The organism is Roseimicrobium sp. ORNL1 (genome assembly GCF_011044495.1).
Classification (GTDB): domain Bacteria; phylum Verrucomicrobiota; class Verrucomicrobiia; order Verrucomicrobiales; family Verrucomicrobiaceae; genus Roseimicrobium.
Genome location: NZ_CP049143.1, coordinates 6009442 through 6029518, shown reverse-complemented (window position 1 = coordinate 6029518; position 20077 = coordinate 6009442). Strand labels below are relative to the sequence as shown.

The 20077-nt window shown below is 57.8% G+C and carries 17 protein-coding genes; all 17 read right to left on the bottom strand.

Annotation, left to right across the window (positions count from 1 at the left end):
• Positions 1–7: 7 nt before the first annotated feature.
• Positions 8–1435 (bottom strand): MraY family glycosyltransferase, encoded by a 1428-nt coding sequence (locus G5S37_RS24240; protein ID WP_165207433.1) that lies wholly within the window; start codon positions 1433–1435, stop codon positions 8–10.
• Position 1436: 1 nt separating this feature from the next.
• Positions 1437–2612, bottom strand: coding sequence for a glycosyltransferase family 4 protein (locus tag G5S37_RS24235; RefSeq protein WP_165207432.1), 1176 nt, complete (start codon positions 2610–2612; stop codon positions 1437–1439).
• Positions 2612–3961, bottom strand: coding sequence for a hypothetical protein (locus G5S37_RS24230; protein ID WP_206026124.1), 1350 nt, complete (start codon positions 3959–3961; stop codon positions 2612–2614). Before G5S37_RS24230 ends, G5S37_RS24235 begins: the two co-directional genes overlap by 1 nt.
• A 228-nt stretch (positions 3962–4189) precedes the next feature.
• A complete protein-coding gene (locus G5S37_RS24225; RefSeq protein ID WP_165207430.1) occupies positions 4190–4981 on the bottom strand; it encodes a glycosyltransferase in 792 nt (263 codons plus the stop codon).
• Positions 4978–6183, bottom strand: a complete 1206-nt coding sequence (locus G5S37_RS24220; protein WP_165207429.1) for a glycosyltransferase — start codon at positions 6181–6183, stop codon at positions 4978–4980. Before G5S37_RS24220 ends, G5S37_RS24225 begins: the two co-directional genes overlap by 4 nt.
• 106 nt (positions 6184–6289) lie before the next feature.
• Positions 6290–7057: a glycosyltransferase family 2 protein gene (locus G5S37_RS24215; protein ID WP_165207428.1), complete on the bottom strand. Its 768-nt coding sequence runs from the start codon at positions 7055–7057 to the stop codon at positions 6290–6292.
• Between the two features lie 59 nt (positions 7058–7116).
• Positions 7117–8004: an FkbM family methyltransferase gene (locus G5S37_RS24210; protein ID WP_165207427.1), complete on the bottom strand. Its 888-nt coding sequence runs from the start codon at positions 8002–8004 to the stop codon at positions 7117–7119.
• A 23-nt stretch (positions 8005–8027) separates the two neighbouring features.
• The gene (locus G5S37_RS24205; protein WP_276616987.1) at positions 8028–9146 is read right to left on the bottom strand and encodes a glycosyltransferase; all 1119 of its coding nucleotides are present in this window, start codon (positions 9144–9146) and stop codon (positions 8028–8030) included.
• Positions 9147–9157: 11 nt separating this feature from the next.
• Positions 9158–10111 (bottom strand): hypothetical protein, encoded by a 954-nt coding sequence (locus G5S37_RS24200; RefSeq protein ID WP_206026123.1) that lies wholly within the window; start codon positions 10109–10111, stop codon positions 9158–9160.
• Between the two features lie 305 nt (positions 10112–10416).
• Entirely contained in the window at positions 10417–11631 is a 1215-nt protein-coding gene (locus G5S37_RS24195) for a glycosyltransferase (protein WP_343229876.1), read from the bottom strand.
• A 29-nt stretch (positions 11632–11660) separates the two neighbouring features.
• Entirely contained in the window at positions 11661–13457 is a 1797-nt protein-coding gene (gene asnB, locus G5S37_RS24190) for an asparagine synthase (glutamine-hydrolyzing) (RefSeq protein WP_165207423.1), read from the bottom strand.
• 15 nt (positions 13458–13472) lie between these two features.
• Entirely contained in the window at positions 13473–14618 is a 1146-nt protein-coding gene (locus tag G5S37_RS24185) for a glycosyltransferase family 4 protein (protein WP_165207422.1), read from the bottom strand.
• A 33-nt stretch (positions 14619–14651) separates the two neighbouring features.
• Positions 14652–15569, bottom strand: a complete 918-nt coding sequence (locus G5S37_RS24180; RefSeq protein WP_165207421.1) for a methyltransferase domain-containing protein — start codon at positions 15567–15569, stop codon at positions 14652–14654.
• 174 nt (positions 15570–15743) lie between these two features.
• Positions 15744–16691 (bottom strand): FkbM family methyltransferase, encoded by a 948-nt coding sequence (locus G5S37_RS24175; protein ID WP_165207420.1) that lies wholly within the window; start codon positions 16689–16691, stop codon positions 15744–15746.
• Positions 16684–17568 carry a hypothetical protein gene (locus tag G5S37_RS24170; RefSeq protein WP_165207419.1) on the bottom strand — a complete coding sequence of 295 codons (885 nt, stop codon included), beginning with the start codon at positions 17566–17568 and terminating at the stop codon, positions 16684–16686. Before G5S37_RS24170 ends, G5S37_RS24175 begins: the two co-directional genes overlap by 8 nt.
• Before the next feature lie 329 nt (positions 17569–17897).
• Positions 17898–18788, bottom strand: a complete 891-nt coding sequence (locus G5S37_RS24165; protein ID WP_165207418.1) for a glycosyltransferase — start codon at positions 18786–18788, stop codon at positions 17898–17900.
• 27 nt (positions 18789–18815) lie between these two features.
• On the bottom strand, positions 18816–19763 hold the full coding sequence (locus G5S37_RS24160; protein ID WP_165207417.1) for a glycosyltransferase family 4 protein: 948 nt from the start codon (positions 19761–19763) through the stop codon (positions 18816–18818).
• Between the last annotated feature and the right edge of the window lie 314 nt (positions 19764–20077).

Below are 20077 nucleotides of genomic sequence, written 5' to 3'. Positions count from 1 at the left end.
CTGGATTCTACCGAGAGGATGCCACCGTAGCGCTGGGCACAGTCGGAGGGCTGGTAAAGGAGAGCCCCGGCAGGGCTCCCCACCGCTCCGTGGCATGATTGAGCGCGGGGATCAAATTTTCAGCGACAGCGATCCAGCGATCCCTGCTTTGGGATGTCTTTGGAACATGGATCTTCCACATCAGACCCGTGACGAGCGGAAGGGTGATGGCTTCAAATCCTTCCTCGTTCGTTCGCTTGAGTTCCAACCGATCAATCCCCAGGCAGAACAGAGAAAGGAATTCCTCGGCGTCCTTGCAACGCTCCGCCTCCCATTCCAGCACGCGTCCATAGGATTGCGCATAGAGCATGTCCTTTCGACGTGCGAGCGCCATGTTGAGTTGCGCACGGACATCACGCCAGCTTTTGACGTAACCCAGATAACGGGCGGATCCGAGCGCCAAAAGAACCAGCGCAGCCCCCGCAATGGGCAAGGAAAGCCCCCTGCTCCAGAAGATGCTCATACCCACGACGCCCAGTACGAGGCAAACCGCGTAGATGGCTATCAGCGCTCTGGCTTTGCTGAAACCCAGCAGGATGAGCCGGTGGTGAATATGCTCCGCATCCGCCCGGAATAGTGGGACACCCATCAAAGCCCGGCGAATGATGGCGAAAAGCGTGTCAAGAATGGGCACTCCCAAGGCGACAATCACCACCAGGAGAGAGGCAATCACCGAGCCCTTGCTGGAGGTGAAGACGGTAACTGAGGCGATGAAAAACCCCAGTAAATAGGCACCGCCGTCTCCCAGGAAGATGCGAGCGGGCGGAAAATTGAAGATCAGAAAGCCGGCGAGAGCCCCGCCCATGATCATGGAAACCGTGACCACTTCCGGCTTGCCGGAATAGTGGCCCACAAAAGCGAGGGTGATGCAGAGGAACAGGCCAAACCCCGTGGCCAGACCATCCATGCCGTCGATGAGGTTTACAATATTCGGCACGGCAATGAACCACAGCAGCGTGACGGGGAGGCTCCACCATCCGAGTGGGAAGTGTCCTTCGCCGAAGGGGTTGGAAAGTTCGTCAATGGACACTCCCAGAGAGTAGAGAATCGTCGCTGTACCCAACTGGCCGACCAGCTTTAACCTTGCCCCCAAGGGACGGAGATCGTCCGCGAAGCCGATGGCGAACATGATGCAATTGGAAATGACGACCGGAGCCCAGCGCTCGAGAAAATCCGGGAATCGCAATTCCATGATGAGAAATCCAGCGGAGAGAGTGACAAAGATCCCCAAACCACCGAGTCGTGAGATGGGCTTCTCATGCAGCTTCCGGTTTTGATCGGGGGCATCGACGCCCCATCTGCCTTGATACCGGACCAGGAACCAGGTGCACAGGGTACTAAGCAACAACGAACCCAGCAGGATAGCTACGTTAACAAGCGACGGGTAGCGGAACATATCAGGAGGGCTTGCGTGAGAGAGGCGCCTTCATGGTTGCGCCATCGAGCGTGTCTTGTTGTAGAAGCTGGGCCAGATGGGTCCACCATTTCTCTCCCTCTGATTCGGCGACTTTTGAGCACGCCAACTGCAGTTCGGCCGGAGTCGTGGAGACTTTGGATCCGGCTGCAAGGTCTTCGGCCTGGTTTTCCAACCAAGTGGCAAGTCCTTGAGAGTCGCCTACAACGAAAATGCCATGATGCTTGTCCTGCCGTTTCAGCTCGGTGGCCACGGAACCGTCCAGTGGGCCGACCCACACGATGGGTCTAGGCAGAAGTTTCAAGACAGCCAGTTTGGACGGCCACAGCAACCCCCGTACTTCCTGTCGTTGGGTGGCGATGAGCACATGTGCCTGGAGCAGGGACGAGACGAGATTGTCCGACGGAGCGTAGGCTTCCCAATGGCAATGCTGGAGTCCGAGCTCAGCCGCCAGGGCCCTGGCTGCGGGCCATGCATTCCCCCCTCCCTGAAAGACAAGGTCAAAGGGCTGTCCTGCCTCCTCCAATCGCTTTTGAGCGCGGAGAAGTGTTTCGTACTCGTGGGCACGGCCTAGATTTCCGGAGTACATCCAGCGAATGCGCCCAGGTTTTGGAGCCACCAACTCCTCGGGCAATTTGATGTGCAGCGGAGGCCATGGCGCAGAGATGAAAGATTGGACCTTTCCCTGCACCCGGAGGCGGGCAAGCATATCCTCGTCGAGACAGGCAATCAGATCGCAGGTGGCATATCCAAAGGACATGGCCCGATTGGCGAGTGTGTGCACGATGCTGCCCGCGCGAATTTCGCCCAAAGCCACAGCAGTGTCGGGATAGACATCCATGGCCCAGTGCACCAGTCTTGTGCTCTTCACTCGAGCGAGCAGTGCCGCAATGAAAAGTACTCCTGGCGGGTCTGTCAGGCAGAGGATGGCATCCGGACGTCTGGCAAAGAGGCCCCAGCCAAGCAACCGGAGCAACAGCCGGATTTCGTTCAGCCAGCGCCGCCATCCCGTAGGACGTGCTCCGCGATAGCCAACATCCGCTCCCAGATGGGTAACCTCAGCGCCCATTCCTTCCAGCATGCTGGTCAGGTCACCCACCAATACGGCGGTTGGGGCGGGCTCGGGGGGGATGTACTTGTTGATGACTAGAATTCGCATCAATGCCCGGAAGGTCCGCGACTTTGGAATTTTGAGTAGATCCAGCTAGCCAGCATCCAGCCCAAAAGTGCATAGGAGAAGAGCAGAATTTCCTGTATCGCCCGCCAACCTACAAACAGCATCATCGTCACATACCCATAAAACATGGGACCTACAGATCCGCTCGAGGCGTTGAAGAGAGGACTGTTCATGCGGGAGAGGCGACCGAACATCCAGCCTGCGAATATGACCGCGATGTACCCCCAAGAAAGCCATGCTTCGCCAACGACTGTAATGGAGAGCGAAGCGCCCTTGTCATCGAAGTCCTGCAATCGGAAGCCCCCATCCATAGGTTTGCCCGCCCAAAAGACACGTGGGATGGGACGTACGAGCACGTACCATATGTGCCTCCAGTAGACGTGAGGGTGAGCCTTCGGAACGATGGAGAGCACCTGGGTCAGCCGGAAGAAGTTGTCGTCCACGGCCAGGCCCTTGGGCGTCCCGATTGCGGCGTCCTTGCCCTGCATGCTCTCCCACGCGATACGGGCAGTATTGGAGACCCCCAACTCGCCTACGCCCAGGGTGCGGAAGACCAGCATCCCTTGCATGACCCAAAGAATGGCGCCGATGGCTGCAGCAGAGGCGATAAGTTGCCAGATGCGCACCCGCTCACGATCTAACACCCAATAAATCAAGGCCGATCCCAGGCACACGCCGATGATTCTACGGGCGCCGGAATGCATGAGGAACAGGAGGAAGATCCCTGCCAAAACAAAGCCCACCACTGTCGCCGGATGCATCAGGCCTTTGCGGCGCATGAGCATCACCGCCAGAGTGGGAAGCAGATACCCGAAATAGTTCAGGTGGTCGATAAACGCGTCCCAACCACCCAGTTCGCCACGAGCCCAGGGTGCCGAAAAGCGGTTTTGGAGGATGCTCCTGAACATCAGCATCACATCAAAATTACTCGGAATGGCATAGGCCAGCATCGCCAGCACGAAGCAAATGATGGTAATGGGCAGAATGACTGAAACCTCTGGCCGGAAGGAGCAGCTGTTCATGAAAGCCTTGGGAAGCTTCCAGGGCTTCTGCATGGTGGCCAGCCAGAACATGGTCACAAAGATACCGGTCGTGAGGAATGACAGTCGCACGGCCCCCCTATCCACCAAGGGCAGGTCATAGATCGCGGTCACGAGGTCCATGAAAAGCCAGTAGATCGGAGCCAGGCCGATGATGTTTTCCGTGCGGAGGATGTTCCGTGGATTCCGCAGGAATGCCGTTATGGGAGCGACAGCCAGGCCAAGGGACATGAGCATTCCGGAGATGAACAGGACACCTTCCTTCTGCGGATTCGAGGGGACGGCGGCCATGGCCATCACCATGCCGGAAACGGTTCCTACGATGCCAAGGACAGGGTAGAACCCTTTGTCTTCCACGATGGCGCTGTTGCGTGACCGATTTGGACTAGATTGGCTGGGGGCGCCTGCGCGGTCCGGTCTGGAAGAGGGCGTGATAGCGCGATGAGCAGGAGTGGACATCAGTTGGGGGAACTCAATTTACCAGACGGGTCCGGGAGGTGGCAAACCCTGTTTGAGAGGTTAGGTCGTTGCATTGGCAGGCTCACGAGTGGTGCCACGCAGGTGGGCGAGCCATGCGGGCGTGCGCCGGCGGGCTCGCACTTCCAATACATCATTAAGCATGCAAAATGCATCCCGGAAAAGGCGCAGTTTGCCTCCGGGAACCTCGTGCCAGTCGATGGGTACTTCCTCGACGATGGCGCCCGAGTCCGTCAACGCAGCCATCAATTCAATGTCAAAGCCGAAGTCCTTGACTTCGAGCGAGGGAGAGACCCGGGCATAGGAGCTTCTCCGGATGAATTTGAGTCCACATTGGCTGTCATGCACGGGGATTTCCAGGAGGATGGAAACGATGGTGGCGTAGATGCGGCCAATGATGTGCCTGTGCAGGTGCCGCTGGATCCGGTGCCCGAGCATCTGAATCCGACTGGCAAACACGGCATCCACCGAGGTCTGGCCCTCCACGAGCAGGCGGGCAAGCCGCATCGTCTCAGGAGCGGAGCAGGCCCCATCCGCATCTACAAAGGCGAGCCATTCCTCGCTTTGATGTGCCTGCCAGCCGGCATAGACGGCGCCACCTTTGCCCAGGTTGGAAGACAGCAGCAGTGGCTCCCTTACGAAAGGGTATTTCTGGCGGATTGTGTGCACCAGCTGGGAAAGACGATGCTGTTCCTCAGGTGTCGAACCATCTTCAACGACCAGGATGGATATCCTCCCAAGTGTCTCGGCGAGCGCGCACAGTTCCGTGAGAAACGGAGCAATGCGGCCGCTTTCATTGAAGCACGGTATGACGAGAAGAATTTTGGCGGTCACTCTAGGTCCAGGCTGCGAAGTTGCTGAAGCACGGAATTTTCAAACATGTCCCAAGACCATGTGGCTGCTTTTTTACGGCCAGCACGTCCCATCTCTTCCAATTCTCCCGGATGGGTGAGGGCCCAGTCAAGTGCCGCCAGCAGGGGCTCGTCTTCTCCGGCATCAAAAAACTTTGCCTCCTGTTCATTCAGGAAGCCCACGGCGCCGCTGTTCCGGCTGGCGAGCACGGGCAGTCCGCAGCTCAGGGCTTCCAAAATCACCAGCGCAAAACCTTCCGCCAGCGCCGGCAGGACAAAGGCAGAGGACTGCAAATAGTGGCGTACCAGCCTGGCTCGAGGCATGCGTGGCAGGTGCTCATACATGCCCTTGTAGTCCTTCAGGAAGCCGCTGGACAGGTGCATCGGGCCAATGAGCATCAAACGGTTGGTGCGATGGGCCTTCAGCGTTTTCCACGCCTTGAGGAGGCGGTGAGTGCCTTTTCTCGCGGAGATGTTGCCCACCAGCAGAAAGGTGCCGTCCGGCTTCGGACGCGGCATATGAAGCCATTCACTTTCCCCTCCGAAGGGGATGGTCGCCACGCGATCTTCGGGGATGCCCGACTGCACGAGGGAGTCCTTTACAAATTGGGAGGGACACCAGATGTGATCCGCAAGGTCGAGTTCCTGGAGCTTGTCTGCAATGCGCTCCGGAAGGAACTCACCGGGGTCGAAGGTGGATTTGCAAATGTCCCCGTAAGCAGCACGCTCACGGTCCAGAATGGCGCGAACGGTGTCATGGTGCGGGGTGGGCATGTGATAGATGCGGGTGGCACCCAACTCCCTGGCCCGTGTGAATGACTTCAAGCTTCCCACTTCGCGGCCAATCACCACAGAGGTGTTTTCTGTGATAAGATGTGAGGAGTTGATGTCGACCCGGCGGAACAGCTCGTCATGGCAGGGAATGGGCGGGTGTCCGGTGGCCAGCTTGTAGCTGCGGAGCATGTCCGGGACAAACTGCCGGACAAGACGGCGCTGGATCAACTGTACCGGATCCCTGCGCAAAAAGATGTTCTGACGGCGCGCGCTCTTGAGTGCGGCCTGCTCCCACTTTTTTGGCAGCCAGCTCGTCACCAGGGATCCGGGAACGCCGGCGGCATCAAGCGCGAGCTCAATGTGCCTTTCGTCCACCGGCATTACTGGCGAGACATGTAAGATCTCTTTCATTCTGACGAAATCACTTTTGACCCAGCAACTGGTCTTTCCCGGTAATCGCTGGACGTATCCGACGGTGCAATCCTCTTACTTGGAGGATTGCGGTCTCGACATTTTCCTAACTCTTCCTGCGCAACTTCTGGTCCAGAATCTTGAGCGATAGCATCAACTCGGCAAGCGTGCGCTGGAACACGTAGTGCCAGCCGGCAAACCCGTCGAGCACCAGCCGCTTCCAAAGCAAGGTGTACAGAAAGACCAGGACTGGAGCCACGAAGATGCGCAACCTGAGCCGGTCTGCAAAATTCAGGCCGGTTTCTGGAGGGTTCAGCAGATGGTTCGCCTCTTGCTCGGCGTAGGTAATCTGTGAACCCAGCCACCTCTTCAGCGGTTTCCGATCGTCGTGATAGATGATGCTGGCCAAAGAACGCACGCTTCCGGAGATCTTGACCCGATGCCCGTGTCCGTCTGATTCGTAAACGGCATGGGACCGCTGGTACAATACTGTCCTCGGGGGATATAAGGTGCCACGAAGTGCCTTCCCGAAAATGCAGTATCGAAATTGAGCACGATATCCTGAGGTCTCACCGTCAACTCCGCGGAGTTCATCCTCAAATCCCTGGCCAAGAACATAGTCGGCGTCCAGCGAGAGCACCCACGGGGTGCTGACTTGAGCCAGACCGAAGTTGCATTGGGAAGCGAAGGAGTCAAACGCTCGAGTGACGACGCGCGCCTGCGGAAACCCCGCCACCAGTTCCAGGGTTTTGTCTGTGCTTCCGCTGTCGATGACCACGATTTCTTGCGCCCAAGTGAGCCTCCCTAATACCCGGCTGATGTTGGCCTCCTCATTGTAAGTGATGATGAGAGGAGTGATCTGGGAGAGGTCCATGTTGCGCTGTGTATGCCCAGCCTGAGTGTCCTGGGTGAAGGGCCAGAGTGCTGCCGATTTCAGGATCCCGTGCCCGAAATCCTGGCGAGTGGCTTGCCTTTGGCCGCGACGATATTTGTGTATTGCCTGTTTGGGAGACTGGCGATGAGTTTGGAAAAGCCATCTTTCGCGAGTGGGTTCAGGGCTCCCGCATCCAAAGTGAAAAGTTCAAGGCCGAGCGAGGATAACTGATGCAAATACTCCTTGGCGTCACGACCTGCCGACTTCATCCCTTCAGGCCAGAACTCAGAGACAATGAGCATGTCAGGGGAACGGCGAATCGTCTCTAGTCCACCGGCAATGACCATCGGCTCGCAACCTTGCACGTCTATCTTTACCAGATTGACCTCGTGGATTCCCAAGCCGCTGAGTATGGCATCCAGTGGTCTGACTTTAATGGGGATCTCCATCGAAGAGAGTGACGAGGCATAAAGCCTGTTGTCACCTTTGTTTCCAAGATTGAGATGCAAGGTGGCATCACCGTCGCGATCTGACGCTGCGCAATCGCACACGTAACTCCGTGTCCGGCTCGCATCCGAGGCATCCAGGTTACAGGCGATGGTCTGCTCCAAAAACCCACGGCTGTGTGGATTGGGCTCGACGCTTACGACGATGCCATTGGGCGAGGTGAGCTGGAGGGCGAGCGCCGTGTAGATGCCAACATTGGCTCCAATATCCACGACGACCATTCCCGGGACGCAATGTTCCTGGAAGAATTTCAACTCATCCTTTTCATAAACGCCAAAAGTCACTGCTCCCGAAATCACTGGATCCGCGGGATCCAGACAGACTTCCGCAGGCCCGACCTTGATACGCTTCGGGATGATTTTCAGCAGCAACCAGTTGGCTGCCCGTTTCAGAGGGCGCGGGGCAAGCACCACCGTATAGACAAATTCTGCGAGAGTCATGAATGCAAAGGGGGGAGGATGGGCTACCGAGCCTTGAGTGCTGCCTTGAGGGAGCGGAGATCGTGGCGGAGCTCTTTGCGCAGCATGTACCGACAGATTGCCGTGACAACGGTCGCAATGGTGAAGATCTTTACAGGCGTGGGAGTGCGAAGCTCGGTGAGCAACCACCAGAAGGTGAGATTGCCCGCAAACAATTCTACGATGATCATTCCCACGAATCCAATCCAGGGGTGGGTGACTGATTGCGGCACTCCTTCCGTTCTGAGATATCTCCAGTGCAAAAGGGTATGCATCCCGTGGCTAAAGAGCAGAGCTGCTGGGAAAGAAAGCAGCGAAGGAATTCCAAGAGCAATCAGGCCCAGGAAGAGTGGCAGGGCCAGCGACCATGTCAGGGCAAATGTGACCAGGAACTTCGCGATGGGAGAGAGCCTCGGAAATTTGTGGTCGTACAGTCGGCTAAGGTGCTCGAGGTAGCGGAGCTGTTGTCTGAAGGAAAGTTTCGACTCACCCTCCTCACGCAGGCCAAAATGAATGGGGATTTCACGAACACGCAGGCCTGGACTCTTGCACAGGAACTCCAGGCCGATCTTGTAGCCAAGTGGCGCCAGGTTCGTTGAACTCTTCCAAACGTGGCGCTTCAATCCGAAGAATCCACTCATGGTGTCTCTAACATTGCCACAAAGTGGTCTGGCCAGCAGGCGTGCTACAGTCGAGTTGAGTTTTCGAAACGTGCCCCAGGTGACATCCGTCGACGCTCCAGCGACGTGCCGGGAGCCGACTACAAAATCAGACTCGTCTTTCTCCAGAGGCTCCATCACGTGTGGCAGGGCCTCCGGGGGATGCTGGAAGTCAGCATCCATGACGACTGCAATCTCGCCGTTCGCCTCGGCCAGGCCTTTCAATACGGCTCCGCTGAGGCCATCGGGCCGGTCCCGCTCAATCAATCGGAGAGGGTACTGATTGGCCAGTTCGAGAGCCTTCCCTGGCGTGCCGTCGGAGCTCTTGTCATCCACGATGATGATCTCAAACCGCCTGCTGCCTAGCGCAGTTGCAATTGCTGGCACGAGTTTGGGCAGATTCCCCGCTTCATTAAGGGTGGGGATCACTATGGACACTTCAGGGGATGGATGTCTTGGATTCATGGTGGGGAAGCTCACTCGCTGAATTTGTCCACTGCAGTGAGCCGCCAGAGGCGGATGGCCAGATAGAGATAGGATGACAGCAGAAGCACGTCCAAAAGTGCCACGACAAAGTAGGCCCAGGTGGGGCTGGCGATGGTGGCGGTCGCCCTGTTCCAAAAGGTGGCAAGCTCTTGATTGGCGAGAAGACGGAACCAGATGCTGGGCTCACAGGCCGCGAGTCCGCCAATGGCGGTCAGCAGAACGCGCTCCCTGCTCGACGAAAATGTGGCGCCAATCAAGCACAGGGGAAAAAGTGCGCATTCGAGATAGGATGCGAATGACTTTTTACTGATGATGAGGACGACGATCATCAGAAGCGGCAGAAAGATAAGCGCCTGGTAAGGGGTTACGACTCTCTTCTTCCACATGGCTGTGAGGAACAGGCCGCTCATGGTGGCGAGGCCAACGAGATTGGCCGCGGAGCGCAAGTGAGGAATGGAAAAGTCCAGACCCACCATGCCGAGCAGGAACGGCAAGTTGCCCGACGAACCGTGCTGCGAATGGAAGCTCGTCAGCTTGGTGATATCCGCACCTTGAAAAATGTACCATCCGTACCCGGATGTCACCACGCAGAAGAAGCCAGCTGCGCAGGCCCAGCGATTCTTCGATGCCCAAGTGAAGGGCGGCATGAAGATGAGGGTCAGAAATTTAACTGCAAGGATGGAAATGCCTATGGTGGCACCGCATAGGAAACTCTGCTGCCGGATGAGCAGCAGCATTGCACCTGCGATGAACGGGGCGAACCAGATGTGGTTTTGTCCGGTGATCGGCACATTCAGCAGGCTCAAGGGAGAGCATGTGTAAAGCAGCAGTCCCAGATTGGAAATGCGCGGGTTGAATACCTCATCACCCACCTTCAGCCACAGCGGGATGGAGATGAATTCAAACAGGATCGCAATGAAAACAAGCCAGACGGGTGAATCCACCACCTTGATGAGAGCCGCACATGCGACTGAAAACCACGGCCCATAGATCGGCAGGAAGTCTCTGAGAGGTAACAACCCCTTCTCCACAGCCTTGGCGTCGTTGTAGTACCAGTGAATGTCTGACTGGGCAGACATCCCCAGCACAAAAAAGATGACCACGAAAGTCCCGAGTCGCGTCACCACAAAACCAGCAAGGCAGTACCGTCGGAATGAAGGGCTGGAAGCAAGGGGACTCTCCCACAAGAATCTGCATTTCCACACGAGAAGAATGCATGCGAGGGATACAAGGAATTTGATGATGAGAATCATGAAGTGGTCGGGAGCGTTGCGATGCCTTTGTCCGGGGTCGTGGCTTCGCTCAATAGTTCTTGGTAGAGAGATTTCAGTGCTCTTCCCATGGCTGGAAGGGAGAGGTGCTGCCGCGTGTAGAGCGCTGCCTGTCGCGCCAGATGCTGCCCTTCAGAGGGATTCGCAAGGAGGCGATCTGTTGCCTGCGCAATCGCATCCACTTCGCTCGGAACCTGAATCACAGCGCCGTGCTTGGCGGCATCTTCTGCGATGGCAACATGCGATGTGGCTATACATGGAAGTCCGGCCGCCATCGCCTCCACGAGCGCGATGCCAAAGTTCTCTGAATAAGACGGCAGGAAGTAAATCTCAGCTGCGGAAAGGACGGAGAGCTTGTCCTCCCCATCCAGGAAGCCAGTCCAGAGCACACGATTTCCGAGATTCAGCTCCGCGGCCAGGTGCTTGAGGCTTGCCTCGTAGGTCTCGGTGCCACTGCCTACGACGACGAGCATGATGTCACTCGTCTTCGCACAGGTCCTTGCAAAGGCCTGAAGCAGCAGTTCGATGCCCTTCTTGGGATCAATCCGGGACATGAAGAGCAGAATCCGTTTTCCGGCGGCTGCGGGAAATTTCTCCAGGAACCTTTGCGGGCCGGGCAGAGTCTCAAAAGGCTCGGCATCGATCCCGATGGGGATCACCACACTTTTTGTGGCCAGAGCCAGCGCGGCGGCCTCGGATTGCTCTCGGTCACTGGTGAAATGGATGGCCGCAGCATGGCGTAGAGCCGGAAGATCGAAGAGGCGGAGAGACAGTTTCTTCAGGACTTTTCTGCGGTTCTCCAGGCCCCAGTGATTGAGAAGACCAAGAGGGCGGATGATGTAAGGGACTCGCGCGCGACGCGCACAAAATGCCCCCGCCAATGGAGCGAAAGAAAAAACGGCGTGATTGTGAACGACGTCGTAGTTTCCCACGTTGTCCGACAGCCATCGCAGCATGGGCATGGATGCCTTGTAGAAATGCGTCTGGCGTTTGAAGTAGCGTACCGTAAATCCACCCAGATCCAGGGGCTCGCCAAAGGTGATGTTTCGTTCGGAGGCCTCCGCTGGATCCAGCGTGGCGACAATGTCCACGGATACCCCCTGCCGAATCAGGCTCCGGGCCATGAGCGGAAGGGCAATGCTGGGCCCTCCGTCGCGCTTATCAAGGGAGGGAATGACGTGCAGAACGCGCACTGAAGTCGTGTGATGATGCGAAGGAAACCTCAAAGGCCGACGGCGGCGCGCCAGCGTTTGAAGACAAAGATGCTCCAGCGCTGGTACCAGTTCGTGAGAGGCACGGGGATGTCACCCAGTTCCTTCTCAAAGAGGGCACGCCAATCTGGCGAAGCGAGCCACTGCTCGTACGGGAAGAGGAAACCGCCCTTGGGACGATTGCGGATCCAGTCTGGAATCTCGGGCACGGCTGCGAGGAGCAGTTGCTTTCCCTGCTCCAGACGATATTGCGCAGGGATGGAGGAAACGGCGTGGAATAGGGAGACGTCCAACAGGGGCACCCGCAACTCCAACCCGTGTGCCATGCTCATCACATCACTGTCTCTCAGGAGTTGATTGCGCATGTAGCGGCTCATTTCGAGAACGCTGACGGCATCTCGTGGAGATGGCGTCGCAGGCGTTTCGTCCCTGGAGGAGTCCGGAACGCGAGGAGGTTCTTCTCCGGTGAGATGACGCGCGAGTACTCTTGCGTGCCTGCTTGAGAAGATTCCGCGGAAGGCGTCATACAGTTGAGGCAGGGTTCCACCGTCACACAGCGCAGAACCCAGCCGGACGAGCGGGGGGTGACCACTCAGCATTTGCAAGGCCTGGCCGGCGATGCCCTTGAATGGGCCTAGTGCTTTCGAGACTCGATCGAGAGACGGCAACTTATTGAAGCTGGGATAGCCGGCAAACATCTCGTCGCCGCCAAGGCCACTCAGCACTACCTTGATGCCCTGCTCACGCGCGAGCGCCGAGACCGTGAAGGTGTTGAAACCATCAATGGTGGGTTGGTCGACGGCATTGAGGAATTCGCGAAACAGCTCCCGGGCCTTGTCTGCATCCAGGCGCATTTCTGTATGTCTGGTGCCGAAATGTTCCGCAGTGCGGCGAGCCATGCGGCTTTCATCCCGGGACGAATCATCGACGCCGATGGAAAAGGTCTGGATGTTCCGGCGACCACTGGCATGGGCCAGAGCAAGGAGAGCCGTGGAGTCGATGCCCCCGCTGAGGAACACGCCGACGGGGACGTCGCTCACGAAATGATGCTCGACACTATCGACCAGCGCCGCGCGTGTGGTGCGGATGGCTTCTTCGCGCGTGATGCTGGACTCGCCGGATGCAAAGTGGAAATTCCACCAGCGGTGTTGCTGCACTTGACCGTCTTTCCAGATCAAGGTCGTGCCGGCTTCGAGCAGTTTGATCGCATCGACTGCGGTGTGCGGCTCAGGCATGGAGCCAGTGAGAAAATACCGGGCCAGTGCCGCGGAGTCGATGTGTCTGGGCACGAGGCCGCTGCTTAACAAGGGACGCAGTTCCGAAGCAAAGATGAATGTACCCGCCGACTGTGCGAAGTAGAGGGGCTTGATGCCAAAGGGGTCGCGGGCGATGAAGCAGGAACGGTCGCGCTCGTCCCAAATCGCGAATGCGTACATGCCGCGGAGCTGCTTCACACAGTCCCTGCCATGCTTTTCATACAGACGCAGGATGACTTCGGTGTCGCTGTGGGACTGGAACTGGATGCCGTCACGCTCCAGCGACGCGCGGAGTTCGAGGAAATTGAAGATTTCGCCGTTGAACGTGATCGTCAGTGCCCCGTCGGGGGTGGACATGGGCTGGTGCCCTGCCGAACTGAGGTCCAGAATGGAAAGCCTGTTGTGCGAGAACGCAGCGATGGACGCCGGCTGAATCCACAAGCCCGCGTCGTCGGGGCCACGATGGCGCAGTTCCTTTTGTGTTTGGAGCAGCACGCGCTCAAGATCCGCCGATCCTGGTTGCGTGGTAAGAATTCCCGCGATGCCGCACATACCTCTCTGGGAGCGTTATGGAAGAACTCGCGCGGCCAACTTGCGACCGGGTGCAGGCGAGCCCTTCCAAGACTCGATGGCATCAAGGGCTGCGGTGATGAAACGCTGGGCACCGTGAGCGAGGGTATGCGACGCCACCGACCGGACCGCGAGGCTGGACATTTCCCGCCACTGCTCATCCGTGAGCGTGACTGCCTGGCGCATGGCCCGGTACACTGCATCCTCATTGTCTGGCGGTACCAGCCAGCCATTGTGTCCAGGCTGGATGAACTCCATGGCTGAACCCGTTTGGGTCGTGCTGATCACTGGCAAACCTGCAGCCAGACCCTCGGGCACCACCAGACCCCACCCATCATAGCGGGATGGCACACAGAGAATGTCCGAAACGGCGTACAAGTCTGGAAGCGTCTCCCAATCCCGGAAGCCCACGAACTCGACGCGGTCCATGCACGAGGCAAGGTGCTCTCGCATCATCTGCTCGAGTGGTCCTGAACCGAGCACAATCAGTTTCGCTGAAAGTCCTTCACGAATGATGCGCGCAAAGGCGGCTGCCACATGATCGACCCCCTTGCGCGGAATGAGGGAACCTGAATAGAGGATCGTGCGCTCGCGATTGGGCCGTGCCGATGCGCTGCCGGCGCTCCGGCTGAACCGCTCGAGGTTCGAAAAGTACGGGATGTTTGCGTAGGTGCGGCGCGGGCCGAACTCACGACGGTATCCGTCCACCGCGAGTCGTCCAATGCCCCAGATGGGAGCATTGCTCTGATGCAGGGCCCGCAACCGCAAATGGCGATACATGCGGCTGGCGAGATAATAGAAGTGATGGCGGGGTCTTTCCCCCCAGAAGACCCAGGGCAGCCCCGTCTTGCTCCGGCAGTGGATCAGTTTCTGAGCCATCCGCTCATTGTAGTAGTTCAGGATGGCGAGCCGTGCTGTTTCGAAATCACGCATGGCGTCGCTGAGCGCCTTGGTGTCTTCTCGGAGGAAGACTGCCTGATGCGAAAGGTTCAAGCTGCTCCAGTACCGTGTGTGGTGGCTGCGGTGCAGGTAGTGCACCCGAATGGAGAAATGCCCGGCATTCGAAATCTCATTGAACAGCTCTGCCTGATAAGGAGAGAGAAAATGAGTGAGGATGGCGATGTCGACGACGGGAGAACCCATTTGCCGCGGCTGGTTTTGATCAGGGTTACCGGTTCAGATCTTCTCCAGATGCGTGATGAGGAACGACCCCTGCTTGCATGTATTCACCACCAGGCGGGCAAGGGAGTCCGGCACGATCTTGGTGATCGCATTCTTCACCCGACCCGGTGGAAGGGGGAGGATTTCAGATTTCTGGCCCTTGATCTGGGTCTTCGTCACCTTGAAGTAGGGGCTGACAAGTTTTTTCCATTCTTCAATGGAGTAGAATCTTGCAATGGCGCCGTCCGTTGAGAGTTGCACGAGACGGTGCAGTGAGGGAGTCTTGAGAAATCCACCGGCGAGCACCCCCCGGAAGAAACCATTGAAGATGTAATAGTAGAGGAAGCTTCTGTGGTAAACCATCACCACGGCCTTGCCTCCCGGGCGGAGCACACGGTTCATCTCGCTCAGGATTTTTTCGGTGTTCGCGGAGTGGTGGATCACACCCCATGTCCAGATGAAGTCGAAAGAAGCATCGGGAAATTCGAGATTCTCCGCATCCATCCTGCGGATGTCCCCCTTCAGATCCCACAGCTGGAATCTCCGGCGTGTGCTGGTAATCGCATACTCTGTGAGGTCAATGCCGGTGTAGGAGCGGCAGTGCGGCGCGATGAGTTGCGCATGGCTTCCGTTGCCCACGCCGATTTCCAGCACATCGGCCTCTTTGAGATTGTCGTACGGGATCAACTCATCGAAAGGCTTCGACCGTGGCGGTGAATACCTCGCGGCATCTGAAAAGTGACGACGGTCGATTTCGAGGAAAAACTCACGTTCGCGTTCGGCGCCGCCGATCTCTTCGTTCCAATCGTAGCGCATGGGGTTCTTCTCCCACCAGGTGCGGTTTTGATCCTGCCAGCGCTTCTGGGCATCGTGATCCGTTGGTAGAGAAGTCGGCTTTTCAAAGCCGTCTGGTAGCTTGTTTTGAGTGTCCATGGCACAGTTTTCTAAATTGAGGAAGACCACGTCTGGCTCGGGCCTGGCATGCTCCGCAAGGTTGGAAGCACGGTGAAATGTGTTGCGCCTTCCCGCCCGCAGTCCACCGCTTTTGCAGGGGAAATTGCGTCTGTCATCGGTGGGAGCTGGAGGTTGGATGTTTCAGACCTCACCTTAGGGGAGCAGTAGCAGGTTCGTGTAGTCACCCGGTCGTGTAAGGTTGTGGGCAATGGCCTGCCACTCGTGGATCGGGGTGGGTCGTTTATCCACGTTCAGATTAGCGACGCTTTTCCAGTTTTGCACAAGGCGCTGGTGAAGATCTTGCAACGTGACACCGGCACGCTGCATGCCATACGGCCACAGTTCCATCACGGTGGGGATGCCCTGGCGCAGTAGGTTTGCTGCGCCGTCCATCACGCGGCACTCGTGGCCCTGGACGTCCATCCAGAGCAGGGTGCTGGCGGAGCGATAGTCTGGGGGAAGCCCAGCCAGGATGCCGTCGAGCATTTTCACGGGCACCTTGGAGATGTTGCGGGAATTCTCCGCGTAGACATCTCTGTGGGAATGGGCTTGCTCCATGCGGATGCGGTGGTCCCCGTAGTTGGTGGCGCTGATTTCGAGCTCCGCAGTTCCTTCAAAATCAGAGACTGCAGCCTGGATGTCTGCAATGCATTCGGTCTTTCCGTTCTTCTTGATGTTGGTCACCAGGAGACGGTGATTGAGATTGTCCGGCTCGATGGCCACAGCCCGACGGACCAAACCCATCTCCATGAGTGAAATACAGGTTACACCAATGTTTGCGCCCACGTCCAGCAGGACATCTACTTTGCGTTCCTTGAGTAGTCCATGTTGTTCCAAGATGGAGAAGGCGCGCGTCAGGATGTCCTCTTCAAACTTTCCGCTGATGTAAAGATCACGCGCGACAGCGGTGTCCAACGTGGAGACGCGGAAATGGCCATGCGGCGTGGCAACCTCGGTCTCTGACTGAATGAGTCCTTTCAGAAACCATTGCACGGAGCGCAACAGGTCCGGCGCACTCTTGACTTGGGACATCAGTCGAATCTGCTGGAGTCGGCTGGAGCCGTACACCAACCGGGCGATCTGGTGGCGCAACTTAGACATGATTTGCCAGCTTGGGAGCAAGCGCGATCTCCCGGAATACGGGTGCCAACGAACGAGGCAGAAGAGCCTGGCGAGCGCGTTCCACTGCGGAGCGATGCGCAGGCAGGATGGCAGCAGGGGGTTGCGCGCTCATCTCTTTCACGCGCTGGACCAACTCAGGCCACGTATCGCACTGGTGCCCGACTGCTCCGTAGTTGCGGAAGTACGTGTCGACCATGGAGTTCCGCTTAAAGACCGCAGGCTTTCCACTGGCGAGCAGATCCGGAATCGTGCCACTTGCGCGGTATTGATAGGGATTCGGCTCGTGCGTGGTGAACCAGATTCCATACGTCGCTTCGGAGAGGCGGCTGAAGTATTCGCGGACGGAAAGGGGGAATTGAGCAATGCCGGTGAGATGTGACAGGGAGTTCGCGTCTTCTTCTCCTGAGGCAAAGCCCGCCACGGAGAAGCTGGCACGCTGTGCTCCCTCATTCACGTTGGCAGCGAGGCCCGCGAACGAAGCCAGCCCCTTGTCCGGTACCCCGGGAAAGACGAAGTGGTGTGTCGCAGGTGACGCAGCTTGAGAGTGCGCAATCTCCAACACCGGATGTGGCAGCAAGCGAATGTCCTCCCGGCTGTGCAAGGGGCAATCACGCAGTGCCTCCATGATATGCTCTCCCAGGACCACCATTCGCAGATTCGGCAGTGAGGGCCCCCGCATCCCGGGAAGATTTTCCGGAAGAGGAGCAGGATTCCATCCCAGAGGTTCAAAGAGGCCGTGTGCAATCACAATGACCGGCACGCTCACTTGCGCGAGGCGCATGAGATATCTCAAGAGCGTGAGCGAAGAGCCTCCCATGTCGGCGAAGATCCAGCAGGCAACCTGCCGTTGCCGCATGGATTGCACCATCTGGAACAGCAGGCGGAAGCGCTGAAAGGATCCTCGTGCCGTACGTGCTTCTCCCAAATCATGACCGAGTATTTCGAGTGAGCATGGAGGACCTGAGGGCGCCATCGAAAGCGCATCCTTCAGGAAAGGAACGTGGGAGTGCTCTGCATGGAATTGGACCGTGTGTCCGGGAAACGCGTGCGCCGCGAGATGCACCAGTCCCGCATTGAAGGTGCCGTGCCGGAATGCGCGTTGCCAACTGCAGATTCCCACGACACCCCGCGGCGTGACGTTTTCGAATCCCCCATTGGAGGTGTCCTGTGATCCGCTTGAATACATCACGGAGCGACGTTCCCGAGAGCGCAGCGCCTTCTGAATTTCAGGTAGGAGAAAATGGTGACACTGCTCAAGGGCTTGCGATACGCGCGATGGATCGCGCACGCGCGAGGGATGTTTGCAATACCGCGCCAGATGCCTGCAAACCGCTTTTGCTTCGCGAGGTCGATGATGGTTCTCGCCAGTTTCAAAATTCCCAATGGCCAAAGGATGACTGGATAGCGAAGAAACACCAGGAGCGCGGAATTGGCAGTCACAGCAGCATTGACGTCGCTGGAGAACCGATGCGCGAGGCTCGTATCATGATACACCCTGAGATTGGGAGATTGAAGTATCACGCTGTTCATGGCGTAGAGCCGCAAGGCCAGGTCGGCTTCCTCCATGCCGTAGGCCAGAGGCAGTGGCACATAGCCGGAAGTCTTCAGAAAGACACTGCGCCGGTAGGCACATCCGCATCCGACAAAGGTGGCGGCGCGGCGGACTGAGGTGAGAGCAGGGTCTACAGGCCGGGAGCGCTCGAGCACATTTGCTGAAAGCATGTCTGCGTGCGGATGCTGTTCGAAATCCGTGACCAGGGCCGCGAAAAAATCATCATGGGCCGGATAGGAGTCGTCATCGAAGCTGGCGACCAGGTCATGACGGGCTGTGTGCAGAAGGCGGTTGCGCGCTCCACCTGGCCCAAGGGTTTCCGTGGACTCGAGGATGGTGACCGCGGGGAAGGCATTCCTGATCACGCGGACCAGGGCTTCGTTGCCACCATCTACAAGCACAAGAATTTCAGCCGGTGAGGGACTGCACGCATGAATGCGCTCCAGGCTCTTGAGCGTTTCCTGCACCCGTGTGTGGGCAGGCATGATTGCCGTGACATCGACCGTGCCTGAAGCTGTGCTCATTTGCACCAGGGCAAAAACTACCGGCTGTCAGCCTGCCAGATGATGGCGGATCATCTTGCGAAAGCCCTGCCATGGATAAGCCGCTGCCAAAGCTCGGGCAGCCCGACGGATTTCCGCATTCCCCGGGAGGTTTTGGCCAAGCGCCTCCAGACGCGAAACAAGTGCATCAACGTCTGCGGAGGGAGTCAGGAATACCCCTTCACGCTCTGTCCCGATATCCGGCAGGCAGGTGTTTGCGGTGCCGAGCACGGGACATCCGTGGGCGAGAGCTTCGAGATAGACCTGTCCAAATCCTTCGACCAAAGACGGCATCACAAACAGCGTGCTTTTCGCGTAGAGCTCCTGGAGTTCCCGCGCTCCAAGACCTTGGATCAGGGTGACGTTTTTCAAACCTTCAAGAAGCGTTTTGATACCCTGATCGAGCACACGACAGACCAGGGTTAGCCTGCTGCCAGCCGGAAGTTTTGCGTTTCGCCAGGCCATGAGCAGGTGGTGCAGTCCCTTGCGCTGGCCACCTGAGCCAACGAACAACGCCTGAAAAGTTTGAGGCGGTGGCTGCAACTCTCCTGGCGGCAGGACGTCTATTCCATAGGGCACGACACGGCAACGGCTTGCATCACAACCCGCAGCGAGGAGCGAATCTCTGGTGAAGCTGCTGGCGCAAAAAATCAGATCCGCATGCTTCCAGGCGTCACGTTCACGCCGTGCGAGATGTTCTGGTAATTGGTATTCCTCATGTTGCGCGAAGGACTCACCGTATCCGGGATGTCGAGCAGCGTCTGCGTCGAGAATACGGCGCTCGGTGCCAATGTGAGGATGATACTGAAACAGTACACGCTTTGGCTGGTGCCGGTACGACCTTGTGAAGGCCTCCCATGCGTACGGGCTATAGAGAAGCAAGTCGGTTTGGTGCCGTGCCGCGAGTTCGCCGGCCGCTGATGAAAAGCGCCCGTCGAGCTTGTTCCATGTTTCCACTCGCGAGTAGCCCAGTTGGTGCCGTGCATGCTCCAGTACGGTGGTACCCCACAGGCAGGAAACGCGCTCATCCGCGATGCCCGGCTCACGGCGGCTGGAGAACTTGGACAGCAATCTTCCTGGGAGGTGGGACGCTAGCCAGCGAAGGGTGGGGGTGGCGTAAGCGTCGGTGATGAACTCGTCCAGCATGCCAGCTTCCTCAAGGGCCAGTGGCACCTGATAGGAGTCACGACGTCCTCGGAAAGCGCAGATGAAGCGTGACTTGCTCACGGAACGTTTCAGATCGCTGGAAACAAAGATGGGGCGAAAGGCCG

Bases quoted from the DNA above. Each gene is read 5' to 3' on its own strand.
- G5S37_RS24210 (WP_165207427.1), bottom strand. From the start codon at position 8,004: ATGACTCTCGCAGAATTTGTCTATACGGTGGTGCTTGCCCCGCGCCCT.
- G5S37_RS24180 (WP_165207421.1), bottom strand. From the start codon at position 15,569: ATGGACACTCAAAACAAGCTACCAGACGGCTTTGAAAAGCCGACTTCT.
- G5S37_RS24185 (WP_165207422.1), bottom strand. From the start codon at position 14,618: ATGGGTTCTCCCGTCGTCGACATCGCCATCCTCACTCATTTTCTCTCT.
- G5S37_RS24230 (WP_206026124.1), bottom strand. From the start codon at position 3,961: ATGGCCGCCGTCCCCTCGAATCCGCAGAAGGAAGGTGTCCTGTTCATC.
- G5S37_RS24215 (WP_165207428.1), bottom strand. From the start codon at position 7,057: ATGGACCTCTCCCAGATCACTCCTCTCATCATCACTTACAATGAGGAG.
- asnB (WP_165207423.1), bottom strand. From the start codon at position 13,457: ATGTGCGGCATCGCGGGAATTCTTACCACGCAACCAGGATCGGCGGAT.
- G5S37_RS24205 (WP_276616987.1), bottom strand. From the start codon at position 9,146: ATGAATCCAAGACATCCATCCCCTGAAGTGTCCATAGTGATCCCCACC.
- G5S37_RS24175 (WP_165207420.1), bottom strand. From the start codon at position 16,691: ATGTCTAAGTTGCGCCACCAGATCGCCCGGTTGGTGTACGGCTCCAGC.
- G5S37_RS24165 (WP_165207418.1), bottom strand. From the start codon at position 18,788: ATGAGCACAGCTTCAGGCACGGTCGATGTCACGGCAATCATGCCTGCC.
- G5S37_RS24235 (WP_165207432.1), bottom strand. From the start codon at position 2,612: ATGCGAATTCTAGTCATCAACAAGTACATCCCCCCCGAGCCCGCCCCA.
- G5S37_RS24240 (WP_165207433.1), bottom strand. From the start codon at position 1,435: ATGTTCCGCTACCCGTCGCTTGTTAACGTAGCTATCCTGCTGGGTTCG.
- G5S37_RS24220 (WP_165207429.1), bottom strand. From the start codon at position 6,183: ATGAAAGAGATCTTACATGTCTCGCCAGTAATGCCGGTGGACGAAAGG.
- G5S37_RS24170 (WP_165207419.1), bottom strand. From the start codon at position 17,568: ATGCGGCAACGGCAGGTTGCCTGCTGGATCTTCGCCGACATGGGAGGC.